The 14712-nt window shown below is 66.3% G+C and carries 11 protein-coding genes; 4 read left to right on the top strand and 7 right to left on the bottom strand.

Features of this window, described 5'->3' with window-relative positions; all coding sequences use genetic code 11:
- Nucleotides 1-120: 120 nt before the first annotated feature.
- Nucleotides 121-1623 (bottom strand): phosphoesterase, encoded by a 1503-nt coding sequence (locus tag H2037_RS11030; RefSeq protein ID WP_292121597.1) that lies wholly within the window; start codon nt 1621-1623, stop codon nt 121-123.
- A gap of 169 nt (nt 1624-1792) precedes the next feature.
- Between H2037_RS11030 and H2037_RS11025 the strand changes: the two genes are divergently transcribed.
- Both H2037_RS11025 and H2037_RS11020 read left to right on the top strand, forming a co-directional pair.
- Nucleotides 1793-2494, top strand: a complete 702-nt coding sequence (locus tag H2037_RS11025) for a YafY family protein (RefSeq protein WP_292121595.1) — start codon at nt 1793-1795, stop codon at nt 2492-2494.
- A gap of 55 nt (nt 2495-2549) precedes the next feature.
- Nucleotides 2550-2903, top strand: coding sequence for a VOC family protein (locus H2037_RS11020; RefSeq protein ID WP_292121592.1), 354 nt, complete (start codon nt 2550-2552; stop codon nt 2901-2903).
- Between the two features lie 35 nt (nt 2904-2938).
- On the opposite strand, the gene H2037_RS11015 is transcribed toward H2037_RS11020, so the two are convergent.
- From H2037_RS11015 to H2037_RS10990, 6 genes are all read right to left on the bottom strand, one after another.
- Entirely contained in the window at nt 2939-4873 is a 1935-nt protein-coding gene (locus H2037_RS11015; protein WP_292121589.1) for a S9 family peptidase, read from the bottom strand.
- 88 nt (nt 4874-4961) lie between these two features.
- Nucleotides 4962-6173 (bottom strand): tRNA 2-thiouridine(34) synthase MnmA, encoded by a 1212-nt coding sequence (gene mnmA / locus H2037_RS11010; protein ID WP_292121586.1) that lies wholly within the window; start codon nt 6171-6173, stop codon nt 4962-4964.
- Nucleotides 6174-6270: 97 nt separating this feature from the next.
- Entirely contained in the window at nt 6271-6555 is a 285-nt protein-coding gene (locus H2037_RS11005; RefSeq protein WP_292121583.1) for a DUF1153 domain-containing protein, read from the bottom strand.
- 172 nt (nt 6556-6727) lie between these two features.
- On the bottom strand, nt 6728-8503 hold the full coding sequence (gene flgE / locus H2037_RS11000; RefSeq protein WP_292121580.1) for a flagellar hook protein FlgE: 1776 nt from the start codon (nt 8501-8503) through the stop codon (nt 6728-6730).
- Nucleotides 8504-8549: 46 nt separating this feature from the next.
- Complete coding sequence (locus H2037_RS10995) at nt 8550-9272, bottom strand: flagellar hook capping FlgD N-terminal domain-containing protein (RefSeq protein WP_292121578.1); 723 nt, start codon at nt 9270-9272, stop codon at nt 8550-8552.
- Nucleotides 9273-9276: 4 nt separating this feature from the next.
- Nucleotides 9277-11175, bottom strand: coding sequence for a flagellar hook-length control protein FliK (locus H2037_RS10990; RefSeq protein ID WP_292121576.1), 1899 nt, complete (start codon nt 11173-11175; stop codon nt 9277-9279).
- A 407-nt stretch (nt 11176-11582) separates the two neighbouring features.
- On the opposite strand from H2037_RS10990, the gene flgK reads away from it, so the two are divergent.
- Together flgK and H2037_RS10980 are read left to right on the top strand one after the other, a co-directional pair.
- Nucleotides 11583-13703 carry a flagellar hook-associated protein FlgK gene (gene flgK / locus H2037_RS10985; protein ID WP_292121575.1) on the top strand — a complete coding sequence of 707 codons (2121 nt, stop codon included), beginning with the start codon at nt 11583-11585 and terminating at the stop codon, nt 13701-13703.
- Nucleotides 13700-14665 (top strand): flagellin, encoded by a 966-nt coding sequence (locus H2037_RS10980; protein WP_292121571.1) that lies wholly within the window; start codon nt 13700-13702, stop codon nt 14663-14665. The genes flgK and H2037_RS10980 overlap by 4 nt, the downstream gene beginning before the upstream one ends.
- The last annotated feature ends 47 nt before the right edge of the window (nt 14666-14712 follow it).

Here is a 14712-nt window from a genome sequence, read left to right as displayed (position 1 = left end):
ATTCATGGTGACGTATTGGGTGGACATCGAAATCTCTTCTTCGGAGGCGCCGCTCTACACTCTACAGGTCGTGCGCACAACCTGCTGCGCGCGAAGAGCAGTCCGAGGCCCCGCTCTCCCTCACCCCTCAGGCGTGATGAACACCGGGTTGGCGTAGAACCACAGGTCGCTCCAGGGGTCTTCGCCGGCGGGGTCGGGCGTGGGCTCAAGCTCCGCGCCGTTCGTGCCGCGCACGCGGATGTAGCGGGGCGTGGTCGAGGCGGGGAGGGTGTGGCGGACGGTGATGATCTCGCCGTCGCGGGTCCAGTCGGCGGCGGTGAAGCGGCGCTCGACCCGGGTCGAGGGATTGTGGTCGGCGTCGCGGTCGGGGCGCGGGCCGGTGACGTCGCCGACGATCAGGTCCAGGCGGGCGACGGCGCTGTCCTTGCCCGAGACATTGGGGCCGGCGGGGTCGCGCAGGCGGATGACGACGACCACCGGCTGGTCCGCCGGGGCGGCCAGGGCGCCGCCGATGGTCGCTGTACGCCCGGCCGCCTCGACCGTGACGTCCAGCTCCGAGATCAGGTCGCCTGTGGTGACGAAGACCCGACCCTCGCGCAGGCCGTCCAGCACGTCGGCATGATCGCGGCGCGCCATGACATAGGTCTTGGAATATTCGCCGGGCCAGAAATCCACGCCGCCTTCGGTATAGTGGCGGTGCGAATCCGAGGTCGAGGTCACCCACCAGCGGCGGCCCTCGCCCAGCATCGAATCCCAGAAGCCGCCCAGCCGCGCCGTCATCTGGTCGAAACCGCCCATGGTCGGCGAGCGGCCGTAGATGCCGCGTATTCCATCGGCCTTGATGGAACCGTCGGCGTTCAGGGTCGAGGCCTGGTGACCCGGAGCGCCTTCCATGCCGACCGCGACGCGCGGGGCGGTGTCGTTCCAGTCGCGCAACTCGGCCGGATCATACTGGCCGTATTCGCCCAGGCCCGTCGCCGAGCGCGACGGGTGGTTGGCGATCACGACCGGTCGGTCGTTCAGGCCGTCCATGACCCGCAGGGCCTCGATCATGCGCGGCTCCTGATCGCGGGCGGGGTCGGCGGGCCAGGGCTCGCGCTTGGCGAAGCGGCTTTCGAGGTCGCGCAGGGTGTCGCGCTCGGCCTCGGTGCGGGGCAGGATCAGGCTGGAGTGATCGCCGCCGGGGGTGTCGAACTCCATGCCGTAGAAGAGCAGCAGGTCGGGGATTTCCCGCCGCGCCATCAGCAGTTCGGGATAGGCCTGTTCGGCGTTCAGCTTGGAATGGTTGGGGCCGCCATGGTCGGTCGAGACCATCCAGGACAGGCCGAAACGATGGGCCATGCGGGCGTTCTGAGGGATGGGATAGATGGCGTCGCCGGCGATGACCGGGGTGGGCGGGGCGTCCGGGTTGGCGGGGTCGGGCGTATAGCCGACGCTGTAGCGGCTGTGGACGTGGTGGTCGCCGGCCAGCCATGTGCGAGCCTGATCCGTCGGCGCCGTCTCACGGGGGGAGACGGGCTGGAGCTGGGCCGGGTGATGATGATCGTGACCTTCGTGCGCGAAAGCCGGGACGGCGCCCATCAGGGCGATCATGGACGCGGCGGCGGCGAGGCGAAGGGTCATGCGGGAAGATCCTGGCGGTTCAGACGTACTGATCTAGGGGCTGATCTAGGGGCTGACCTAAGGGCTCAGCGTGACAGGCTGACGACTGCGTCCTGCGACAGATCGGGGCGGGCGAACCGCCGCCGAGGTTGCTGCCGCTTTCTGGCAGCAGGTCTGCTAGGCTCGGTCCGTGTCCCGGTCCGAGCGCCTTTTCGATCTGTTGAACGTCCTGCGGCGGCATCGGCGGCCCGTCAGCGGCCAGATGCTGGCGAACGAAATGGGGATCAGTCTTCGGACCCTGTACCGCGACATCGCCAGCCTGCAGGCCCAGGGGGCGACGATCGAGGGGGAGCCGGGCGTGGGCTATGTGCTGAAGCCGGGCTTCATGCTGCCGCCGTTGATGTTCACCCCGGAGGAGGTCGAGGCCCTGGTGCTGGGGTCGCGCTGGGTGGCGGACCGGGCCGATGCACGTATGCGGGACGCGGCCCTGGGCGCGCTGGCCCGGATCGCGGCCGTCGTGCCGCCGGATCTGCGGGACGATATGGAGACCTCGGCCCTGCTGGTCGTGCCCGGCGCGCCCTTTCCGGTCGACGTGGTCGATCCCGGCCTGTTGCGAAAGGCGATCCGCACCGAGCGTCGTTTGAAGCTCTGTTATCGCGACGAGGCCGGGACGGCGTCGGAACGGGTGGTCTGGCCCTTCGCCCTGGCCTTCTTCGACCGGGTGCGGCTGATGATCGCCTGGTGCGAGCTGCGCGACGACTTCCGCAGCTTCCGCACCGACCGGATCGTCGAGGCGGAAGTGATGGAGGGCCGCTATCCGGCGCGTCGTCAGGTCCTGCTGAAGACCTGGCGCGAGATTCACGAAAAATCGAAGCCAGCGGAAGGCTGCTGACAGATATTGGCAGTGTCTCGGTCTAGATTTGTTCCTGCAAAACCAGGAGGGCCGCGTGACCGAGATCGAAGACATTCCGCTGAGCGTCGCCGACCCGGAGGCGGCTGCGCGGTTCTATTCCGGCCTGTTGCGGCGTCGACCGCTGGAAGCGGGTCCTGATCGCGCCGTTTTCGTCCTGGCGCCGGGGCGGACCCTGAGCCTGTGGCGTGCGGTCGCGCCTGCATCCTGGCAAAACGAGCGGGACGTGGAGTTCCGCATGGAGGCCGTCTCGTCAGTGGACGAACTGCACATCGACTGGTGGGATCGCGGCGCGCGCATCCTGTTGCCGCCGATGGACATGAGCGGGGGGCGAGGCTTTCTGGCGCGTGATCCGGACGGCAACCGGCTGAGGGTGTTCGCGGCGGGGTGAGAGGCGGCGCGCATCGAACGCGCGCCGCCCATCGGTCATTTCCGCACGTATTTGTCCAGGAAGGTCAGATAGGCGTCCTGGGCGGTGATGCGGTTGTCGCGGCGGGTGAAGCCGTGGCCCTCGTTGGGGAAGAGGACGTATTCCACCGGCACGCCGTTGGCGCGGACGGCGGCGACCAGTTCGTCGCTCTCGACCTGGAGCACACGCGGGTCGTTGGCGCCCTGGACGACCAGCAGGGGCTTGGCGATCCCCTCGGTATGGAACAGGGGCGAGATGCGGCGGTGGCGTTCGGCGTCGGTCGCGGGGTCGCCCATCTCGTCATACAGGGCGATGCGGTTGGCGCCCCACCAGGCGGGGATCGACTCCAGGGTCCGCACCCAGTTGGTCACGCCGAAGATGTTGACCCCGGCGGCGAAGGCGTCCGGATGGAAGGCCAGGGCTGCGGCGGTCATATAGCCTCCGTACGAGCCGCCCATTACCGCCACCTGGTCGTCGGCGACCCAGTCCTGCTGCCTCAGCCATTCGCCGCCGGCGACGATGTCGCGCAGGTCGGCCTCGCCGTGCTTCCTGTCGTCCATGTGGAAGAAGGTCTTGCCATAGCCGGAGCTGCCCCGGTTGTTGGCGCCCAGCACCGCATAGCCATGGTTCACCAGATGCTGGACCATGGCCGAATAGCCGCGCCGGGTCTGGCCGCCGGGTCCGCCGTGGACCAGGACGATGGCCGGGGCCGGATGGGCGGCCGAGGCGCCCTTGGGCTTGTAGAGAACGGCCGGGATCATCACGCCGCCTTCGCCGGGGTAGCGGACGATGGTCGCCTCGACCAGGACGTCCTCATTGATGGCGGGGTTCAGGGCGTGGGTCAGGCGGCGCGCCTGGCCGGTGGTCAGGTCAGCGACGAAGATGTCGGACGGCGAGGTGTCGGACGAGACGGTGAAGGCGATGGTCTTCTCGTCTTCGCTGAAGCGTACATTGCCGATGTCGCCGTCGGGCAGGCCGCTCAGGGCGACGGGACGGTTGGCGGTCGCATCCAGCAAAGTCAGTTCGGTCTTGGCGTCGGCGTTCAGGCCCGAGACGCGGTAGCGGCCGCTGGGCGAATAGAAGACGAAGCTGACGTCCCAGTCGGCCTGGATGAGAGGCGTAACGGCGCCGGTCGCCAGATCGTGGCGAAAGGCCTGCTGGAACTCGCCGTGCTGGTCCGTGCCGATCAGGACGGCCTTCGAGTCCGGGGTGAAGTCGAAGGCGGCGTAGGAGACGTTCCCCTCGTGCGGGGTCAGCAGCTTCGGCTCGCCCGGCTGGGTCAGGTCCGCCAGATAGAGGTCGTTGTTCGCGCTGGTCAGCGCCTTGTCCAGCACCAGCCAGCGGCCGTCCGGCGACAGGGCGGCGGGGAAGAAGCCGCCGGTGTTTTCGAACACCATCCGGTGTTCGTAGGTGGCGGCGTCATAGGCGATGACGTCGAACGCCGCCGCGTCGCGACCGTTGGACATGACGTAGAAGGTCTTGCCGTCGCGGCTCCAGCCCAGGAAGTCAGCCTTGACCTTGTCGCCCGGGGTCAGGTCGGTGACCGTTCCGTCCACGGCGCGCACGAAAAGATGGTTCAGCTCGTCCCCGCCGCCGTCCTGGCTGAACAGGATGCGGGCGTCAGTCGGAAAATAGCTGACCGGACTGACCGCGCTGGTGGTCGAGGAGGTCAGCGCCACGGGATCGCCCCCGGCGACCGGCAGAGCATAGGCGTTGAACACCCCCGTCTTGTCCGAGCGGATCAGCACCGACCGGCCGTCGGGCGAGAAGGCCTTGGCCCCGCTGTAGGCCAGGCCATAGTTGGTGGTGTCGTAGAACTGGGCCGCCGTATAGGCGGGCGTGGCCGAGGCGGGGCCGGACGTCGGCGGCGGAGCCGGATCGGCCGCAAGCGCAGGGGCGGGAAGGGCGGCCATCAAGGCCAATACGGAAACCAGGCAGACGGCAGTGCGCATCGGGAACCTCTCTCGTCAGGATTGTGACCGTAAGAGGCGACAGAGAACCACGACGGATGCAGCCTGTCGTGGATTTAATATAACAGCGCTAGGAAACGACGGCCGTCGTCTCTCGAATAAAGCCGCCGCCCAGAACGCGGTCCGGATCCGCCGGATCATAAAGCGCGCAGGCCTGACCCGGCGCGACCCCTTCCTCGCCCTTGTCGAACACGACGCGGACCTCTCCGTCGACCAGGGCCAGGCGGGCGGAGGAGGGGGCGCGGGTCGAGCGGACGCGGGCCAGGACGGGGGCGCCGGCCTCAGCCGCCTCGATTATGGTCGCTTCGTCGCCAAGCCAGTTGGTTTCCTCAAGCATGAGGGAGGCCGTCAGCAAGGCTTCGCGCGGACCGACGATGACACGGCGCGTTTCAGGCTCCAGCTTGACCACGAAAAGGGGCTCGCCGACGGCGACGTTCAGACCCCGGCGTTGGCCGATGGTGTAGTCGGTGATGCCGGCGTGGCTGCCCAGCACCCGGCCGTCCATATGCACGATCTCGCCCGCCTCGCGGCCTTGCGGGCGCAGACGATCGATCAGGGTGCGATAGTCGCCCGACGGGACAAAACAGATGTCCTGGCTGTCCGGCTTGGCGGCGATCTTCAGGCCCAGTTCGGCGGCGACGCCCCGCACCTGGGGCTTTTCCAGATCCGCCAGGGGGAAGCGCAGATAGTCGAGCTGGTCCTGGGTGGTGGCGAACAGGAAATAGGATTGGTCGCGCGAATGATCGATCGCCTTGCGCATCTGCGAGCGATTGCCGGCGACGGCGCGGCGGACATAGTGGCCCGTCGCCATGGCTTCGGCGCCCAGGTCGCGGGCGACGTCCAGCAGGTCGCGGAACTTGACCGTCTGATTGCAGCGGATGCAGGGGACCGGCGTCTGGCCCTTCAGATAACTGTCGGCGAATTGGTCGATGACGGCGTCGCGGAACCGGCTTTCGTAGTCCAGCACATAATGGGGGATGCCGATCATCTCGGCGGCCAGACGCGCGTCGTGGATGTCCTGACCCGCGCAGCAGGCGCCCTTCTTCTTCAGCGCCGCGCCATGGTCGTAAAGCTGAAGCGTGACGCCCACCACATCATAACCGGCCTTGTGCAGCAGGGCGGCGACGACGGTGGAATCCACCCCGCCCGACATGGCCGCGACCACGCGGGCGCCGACCGGCAGTCCGACCGCCGCCCGCGCCCTCTCGACCGCCGCATCCATGTCGGTGCGGACGATGTTCGGAACGGGGCAGATGTCTTCGACCAGGGTCATCGCGGCCATTTAGTATGTAACCGGGGCGATTTCGAGGGCGGACGACAAACGAAAGGGCCGCATCCGTCGCCGGATGCGGCCCTCGCCGTCTTCGGGGGAACCCGTCTTAGGAGCGGTAGCTCTGGATCCGCGTCGTGCGCAGACCCTGCATGCCCCATTTGTCGATGGCCTTCTGCCAGGCCAGGAACTCTTCCGCCGTCAGCCGGTACTTCGCCAGGGCGTCGTCCAGGCTGAGCAGGCCGCCGCGAACGGCGGCGACGACCTCGGCCTTGCGGCGGATCACCCACCGATCCGTATCGGACGGCGGCAGATCGTTCAGGGTCAGGGGCGTGCCAGTCGGTCCGACCACGTATTGTTCGCCTTTGCTATTCAGGCGTCGCTCTTGCAACATGGGCTTATGCCTCTTTCACCAACACCGTAGTGTCATGAATGTAGCCGCGCCCCGCTAAGGTCGGTTTAAGCGTCGTGGTGAAGGAACGGATAAAACTCGTCCCCCCACAAATGACTCTGTAAACCTTCCTTGAACGACGATTCATTGAAACTAACGCTTAGTTACTCGCCGATCAGCGTTTGATGTTAATCAGTTCGGCGAGCATTTCGTCCGCCGTGGTGATGATTTTGGACGAGGCGGAATAGGCCCGCTGCGTGGTGATCAGGCCCGTAAACTCCGCCGACAGATCGACGGTCGAGGATTCGAGCTGTTGGGCCTCGATCGTGCCCGCGCCGCCGGTGCCGGCCCCCTTCAGGTTGAAGGTGCCGCTCTCCAGGCTGACGGCGTAGGCGTTGCCGGAGATTTCCTTCAGGCTGTCGGGGCTGGGGAAGGTTGCGATGGCGACCTGGGCGATCCGGCGCATGACGCCGTTGTCGAAGATGGCGGTGACGAAACCGCCCTGGTCGATCGTGATTTCGCTCAGATTGCCGAAGGCGGTGCCGTTGGTGATCGTCGACTGCACCACCGAGGCCGTGTTCAACTGGCTGAGACCGCCGGCCGACGTATTCAGATCCAGGGTCACAGTCTGGGCCGCGATGCCCAGGCCGTCGGCCCATTTGACCTTTCCGTCGTCCAGCGGGTCGGCGGGGTCGATGGTGTTGTTCGGATCGGATTCCAGGAAGGACAAGCTCGCTTGTTCAGGGTCGTCGAACAGGCCGGTTCCCGCCGGCCAGCTCTGCATCGTGTCGATGTCCAGACGACCTGAAGGGGTGAAGGCGATCAGGCCGGTCTTGATCTGGCCATTGGAATAGGGGGAGCCGGTCACGACGTCACTGGCCGGAACCGACACGATTTCAGCATACCATTGGTTCGGTTCGGCGCTCTTCAGGAATCGGATTTCCAGATTGCGTTGACCGCCCTTGGAGTCGGACACCGGGATGTTCATCTTGAAATCCGGTTTGACACCCACGGGGTTGTCGTCGTCGGCGCTGTACATGGCCATCGAGTTGACCGAAGGATCATACTTGGTCTTGGCGATGCCGTCGGTCGCGAGGCCGATCTGGGTGAAGTCTATGTCAAACGCGGTGCCCGCCACCGGCGGCGTGCCGCTGGTCGGGGTGATGGAGAGCGTCGTAGCCGTGGCCGTGGCCGACCCGTTGGCGCCTGCGGTGGGGGTGAAGCTCGTCAGGGCGCCGGCGGCATAGACGGCCGTGCCCGTGATCTTGGTGATGCCGGTCTTGACCGTCACCTCATAGGTGTCGACGCCGGTGCGCTTGTAGGAAACGTCCAGATTGTGGGCGACTGGCGGTATGGCTGCGTCATCCACGCCGTTGTAGGTGTTGGGACCGGCTGCGGACGAAACAGCCTGAGTAGAACGCAGGTTGGCGTTGATCTGGACGCGGGTGGTCGGTTCGGCCGTGCCGCCGACTTGGCCGATATTGATCGAGCGAAGGCGCGACAGGTCGGAAGGGTCGGTTGAAATGTCGCCGTTGGAATCGACGGGCCAGCCCTGCAGATAAAGACCGGCGCTGTTCTTCAGATAGCCCAGGTTATCGACGCGGAAGGCGCCGGCGCGGGTGAACAGGCGGGTGTCGGTGGCGCCGACGTTCTCGGCCTGAGTCGTGGTGACGAAGAAACCCTGGCCGCTGACCGCGAGGTCGGTGCTCTCGGTCGTGCGCTGGAGCTGGCCTTCCTGGCTGATGAAGGACCGGGCGTTGGCCATGACGCCGCCGGCGGAATAGGAGCCGCCCGCGCGGGTCTGGCTGTTGACCAGAGTCTGGAACTCGCCCTGCGAGCGCTTGTAGCCGACGGTGTTGACGTTGGCGATGTTCTGGGAAATCGCCGCCAGGGCGGCGGAGTTGGCGGCCAGGCCGGACACGCCGGCCAGCATTGCGCTGTTCAAGCTCATGAATACGCTCCTTGAATGGAAATCATCGGGAAGGCGGCGGAGCGCATCATGCGGCCGCCTCCTCGGTCGGGACGTCCGGATTCTCCGTATCGTCGTTGCTCGGCTTGTTCGCGATCTCGTTCAGCGAAATCACGGTCGAAAGCGGAAGTATGGAATCGCCGATCACCAGATAGGGGGCGCCGTCGTACATCTCGACGCCGGTGACGCGGCCGCGGATCAGGGCCTGGCTGTCGACCACGGCGCCGCCCGCCCCGGTCGCCGAGACCTTCAGCGTATAGACGCCGCCATCTTCGGCGGTGTCGCCCCCGGTCATCTTGCCGTCCCAGGTGAAGTCGTGCAGGCCGGTCGTCTTTTCCGGAGCGGCGCCTTCCCAGACGACCTTGCCCTTGCTGTCGACCACCTGCAGTTTCACATTCTCGGCGTTCGCGCCCAGTTCGTAGCTCCAGGACGCCTTGCCGTTTTCCAGCGAGGTGGCGGTCCAGGCGGCTGTGACCTCCTTGCCGATATAGTTCGAGGCGTTGTCGAGACCGCCGGCGGACTGGGCGGCCAACAGGCTGGTCAGCAGGTCGTTCGTCAGCAGTTGCTGCTCGACGCCCGCCATCTGGGTCAGCTGGGCCGTGAACTCGTTGGAGTCGAGCGGCGACAAAGGATCCTGGTTCTTCAACTGCGTCGTCAGCAGGGTCAGGAAGGTCTCGAAATTCGAGGCCATCATCTGCGTGCCGCTGTTCAGGCGGCCCGAGGCGTCAACAGATGAAATCGCATCGGCCATGGGGTCAGACCCTCACATCGACGCGGTCGCGCGTCTGGGAATGGTTGGTCCAGGCGCCCGGAGGGGGCGTGACGGAGAGATCGGCCTGGTCGATCAGACGCGAAGCGCCGGCGAACGAGGTCTGACGCTGCTGCTGCTGCCGGTCGAACCCTCCGCCGGAGGACGTGTCGCGCTGGGTGAAGTCGAGAGAGTCGCTGGAGACCTGGAAGCCGGCTTCCTGAAGCTGGCGGCGCAGTTCGTCGGCGCGTCCACGCAGGTCGGCGGCGGCGGCGGGATTGTCGAAGGCCAGGCGCGCGGCCAGTTGACCGTCCGAACCGATCTCGAGGCTGACATCGACCCGGCCCAGATCCTCGGGCGTCAGGACCATGTCGAACCGGGTCGAACGTCCTTCCAGCTTGCGGGCGATCTGGGCGGCCAGATGCGCGGTGGTCTCGATGGTGGCGCGCGACAGGGAGGAGGCGCTGGTCGCCTGGGTCGTGGTCGTGGCGACGTCGAGGGCGCGGGTTTCCGCAGGCGCATCGACAGGTGCGGCGGGGTCCGAGACCAGGAACGCCGCATCCGCTGTCGCGACGATCCCGATCGGAGCGGGGCCGGTCTGAACTGAGGCTGCATCAGCGGCGGTCCGGCCTGGGGGCGGGGCGGCGTCGGCCATCGCGACGTGATCGGTCGAAGTTGATTGCGATCCGTTTTGGGCGGGTCTCGCCGCATCGGTCTGGGCGGACCTGGGCAGGACGGGGTGTTGCTGCAAGGAAGGCGTCGCGGGCTTGGCCGGGGCTAGGTCGGACCGCGGCGTCGTCGCGGCGCCGGCTTCGGAACCTAGGTCGGAGGCCGGGAGGGCGTCCGACACGGTCTCAGCCGCTGACTCCTTTTCGACGTCGATCGCCTTGACCGCTTCGGATACCGCCAGTTTCAGATTTGCGGCGGCGGCGATCTGGACCGGTTGGGCTGTGACCGCGGCCGGCTGGACGGCGACCTTGATCTCGACCTTGGGCGTCGCCGTGGGTTCGACTGAGGCCTCGGCGACACCGGCTACCGTCGTGGCGGGTGAAGTCGACTGCGAGGTGGAGTTTCCGGCGGGGGCAGGGGCTACGACCTTGTTAGTTGCGACGGACGAGCCTTGGCCCATCGCCGCCGCGGGAGACGGGGCGGCGGTTGCTGTCTGAGGGACAGGCGTTGTCGGATCGGTCGTCGTTTTCGTCGGCAGGCTCTTCACACCGTCTTCGGACCCCAGAACCTTGACGGAAGGAACCGGCGTGGCAGCCGTCGGGTCCGCCTCGGCCTTGGTCTCGATCGAAGGCGGGGTCTGATCCGGCTTGGCGGGCTTGATGTCCGCTTCGACCGGAATCTGTTGAACGACCTCGTTGATAGACGGAGCGACCGGTCGGGGGGCGTTCGCCTCTGCGACGTTCAGGACCATCAGGCCCGTATCGGTCGAACCCTTGGTCGCGACCTCCGTAGAAGCGGCGGACGAAGGCTCAGCCACGGTCGATGGCGTCACGGCGGGGACGAGCGAAATGGGCTGAGGCGCGGCCTGAACCGGAACATCCTGTGACGGCTCCACGACCGCTGGGTCTGCCGGATCGGTCTGGGCGTCGGCGTCCGGCGTAGGCGTATCGATCAGGAGCGGCTGGATGGCGTCGACCTCGACCTTTTCAACCGGGACGGACGCGGCCTCCGCGGCCCCCAGATCGGCTGCCGAGATCTTCAGCATGGACAGGCGGCCCGGCGCGCGATGAGGCGTGTCGGTCGGCGCCGCCTCGGTCTTCGCCAAGCCCTGGAAGACGTCAGCCAGTTGCGAGGAGAAGAGATTGGCCGCCTCGCCGTCCTGACCGTTCGGCGCAGCGGCGGGCGTTCCGGCGGGAACCGGAGGCACGGAGGCGAACATGGCGAATGCGGACGGCATGGGAGCGCAGGCGACTTTCAGGTTTGGGCGGCGCCTGCTGCGCCTGGTTCTTCATGTTCCCTCGTCGCAAAGGGCGGGCCAGTTTGTTGAGCGTTGATAACAATAGATAAATTCGAAAGTCGGGAGGGGTCTTGCGCCGATCATGGTCGTTTATTGCCGTGCCTTCGTAAGTTTTTGCCCGGCACGGAATGCGTCATCGACGTATCGAGGCTGTCGCATTTTCGGGAAGAAGTTTCGTATCGGACATATTTGGCCCGACGCTTGCGCACCTTGCCGGTCATGAAGATTGCGCGGTTAGCAATATCGTTGAAAAACAACGCTCTCCTTGAGCGGCGGCGGCGCGTGGCCGGGCAAGAATTGCGTGTTTCAGGGCAGAGCTTGCCGGGTGAGGCGAGGGAGACGCATTCATGTCGCTGACGTCCATCATGAATATCGCGACCTCGGGCCTGCAGACGGCGCAGGCTCAGTTGCGCATCACCTCCGACAATATCGCCAACGTCAACACCGCCGGTTACGTGCGCAAGGTCGCCGATCAGACGGCGGCCGTAACAGAGGGATATGGCTCGGGCGTCGACGTCGCACGGGTGCGCCTGGCGACGAACCGGTTCCTTCAGGCCGCCGGAATGAGCGCCAATGCCGACTCGGCGCGCCAGACGGTGCGCTATGAACTGTACGACCAGATTCAAACCCAGTTCGGCGATCCCAGCGGCGACGGCGGCTTCTTCGCGGGTATCGACAAACTGTTCGCCAGCTATGCGACCTTGGGCGAAAGTCCGACCTCTTCGGCGGCGCGTCAGGATACGGTCTACAAGACGCAAGCCTTGTTCAACGAGGCCTCCGGCATCGCCACGCAGATCCAGTCGGCGCGGCAGGAGGCCGATAGCCGTCTGCAGAGCGCGGTCGAAACGGTCAATCCGCTGCTGGAACAGATCGACAAGCTGAACAAGACGATCTCTTCCGGTTCGGTCATCAACCAGGACGTGACCGGCGCTCAGAACGCCCAACAGACGCTGATCAACCAACTGTCCCAGTATATGGACGTCAAGATCGAGCCCCGGGCGAACGGCGGCGTGACGTTGCGGACCGGGACCGGCATGACCCTGGTCGGAGAGGGACATGCGACGCTGTCCTATCAGGCCGCGGGCACCGTGGGGGCCGCCACGGCCTTTTCGGACATCATGATCACCGAGCCGAACGGGACGCGCTGGCCGCTGCTGGACGGCGTGTCTTCTGGCGAGATCCGGGGGCTGGTCGAACTGCGCGATGTCGATGCGCCGGCCGCCGCAGCCCGGCTGGGCGAACTTACGGCCAAGCTGGCCGACGAGCTGAACCGGGCGCACAACACCAACAGCAGCGTGCCGGCGCCCACCAGTCTGACTGGCCGAAACACCGGCCAGTCGCTGGACAACGCCCTGACAGGCTTCACCGGCACGACGACGATCACGGCGGTGGACAGCGCGGGCGTGATACAGGCCTCGGCCGAGATCGTCTTCTCGGGCGCGACCATGACGATCAACGGCGTCGCCGCCGATCCCACGACCTTCCTGACGACGATCAACGCCCAGTTGGGCGGGGCGGCGACGGTCAGTTTCGCGGATGGACGGCTGCAGATCGAAGGACAGGCCGGCAACGGAATCGCCATCGCCGACGACGCCACGACGCCGAGCAGCAAGGGCGGACGCGGATTTTCGCACTGGTTCGGGATGAACGACCTGGTCAGCACGACGACGCCGACCTTCTACGACACCGGCCTGACCCTGACGTCGCAACATGGGTTCGACGTGGGCGAGAACCTGACGTTCCGCTTCACCAGCGAGTCCGGCTCGCGACTGAGGGACGTGACGGTGGCCGTGCCGGCGGGAACCGGCACCATGGGCGAACTGCTGACCGCTCTGAACGATCCCGTGTCGGGCGTGGGACGGTACGGCGCGTTCAGCCTGGATGCGTCTGGAACCCTGAGTTTCAAGGCCTATAACGCCTCCGCCGCCACCACCATGAGCGTGGTGAATGACGGCACGACCCAGGACCCCTCGGGCGTGTCGATGTCGGAGTTGTTCGGTCTGGGCGGGACCGGCGCGACGCGAGCGGGCGCCTATTCGGTTCGCAGCGACATCCAGCAGGATCCCGGGAAACTGGCTCTGGCCCAGTTGAACCTGTCGGCCCCGGCGGGGACGTCGGCGCTGAGCAAGAACGACGGGCGAGGCGGCCTGTTGCTGTCCGACGCCGGCAAGAAGAACGTCAACTTCGCTTCCGCCGGCGGCAATGGCGGCGGGATCAAGACCCTTTCGGCCTACGCGGCCGACTTTGCGGGCGACATCGGCGCCAAGGGCGCCGCGGCCAAGACCCGAGCCGAGACGGCGACGGCTCTGGCGCAGGAGGCGGGCAGTCGCCGCAACTCTGCCGAGGGCGTCAACATGGACGAGGAGCTCGTCAATATGACCACCTTCCAACAGGCCTATAACGCCTCCGCCCGCCTGATCCAGGCCAGCAAGGACATGTACGACGTGTTGCTCGGGATTCTGCAATGACACGGGTCGCCACCTTCGGGAACTATCAGTCGGCGCTGCTCAATCTCATGAGCGCCCAAAGCCGCGCGGAACTCGCGCAGGAGCGGATCGACAGCGAGAAGATCGCCACCAACATGTCCGGCTATGGCCGGGGCGCCGAACAACTGACCAGCCTGACCTCGACAAAGGCGCGGCTGGAAGGGTTCATCGGCGCCGGCGAGAGCGCGGCGGCGCGACTGAGCGCTCAGGACCTGGCCATGACCCGCATCTACGAAGGCGGGACGGGCGCGCGAGAAGCGATCGCCGATGGGATCGCGGCCGGCAATATCACCAATCTGATGACCGAGCTCGGCCTGCAGTATCAGCACATCCAGAGCGGGTTGAACGCCGAACACCAGGGCTCCTATCTGTTCGGCGGTGGACGCGGCGACGCCGCGCCGGCTACGGCCAAGACCATGGCGGATCTGGCTGCGGCTCCCTCGACGGCCTCGACCTTCGCGAACGACGACCTGAAACAGAAGTCGCGCATCGACGAGAACACCCTCGTCGAGACCGGTTTTCTGGCCAGCGAGATCGGCGGGCCTCTGACCGACGTGTTCCGCAACATGCAGGCCTATCAGAACGGAACTCCGGTCGTCATCGGCGGCGTCACCTATACGCCCACGGGTCCTGGAACCCTGACCGGTCAGCCCGGCGCCGGCGTCGTCGCCTTTCTCACCGCCCAATTGACCCAGTTCGACCAAGCCAACGAGGGCGTCACCAACCAGACCGCCAAGAACGGCCTGGTGCAGAACCAGGTCGAAACGGCGCTGAACGCGCACGAGTCGCAAAATCTCGCTCTAGACAAGATGATGCAGGACAAGGCCGGTTATGACCCGGCTCAGGCGATCACCGATCTGCAGGCGGCGCAGGTGGCGATCGAGGCGTCCGCGCAGGTGATCAACTCGCTGCGCAGCACCTCGTTGCTGGAGCTTCTTCGCTAGAACCAGCCGTTGGGCGAGCAAAAAATACGGCTCCGCTGGACGGACGA

It is taken from the genome of Brevundimonas sp. (assembly GCF_013912065.1).
Lineage (GTDB): Bacteria > Pseudomonadota > Alphaproteobacteria > Caulobacterales > Caulobacteraceae > Brevundimonas.
This window is presented reverse-complemented; position numbering and strand designations above follow the sequence as displayed.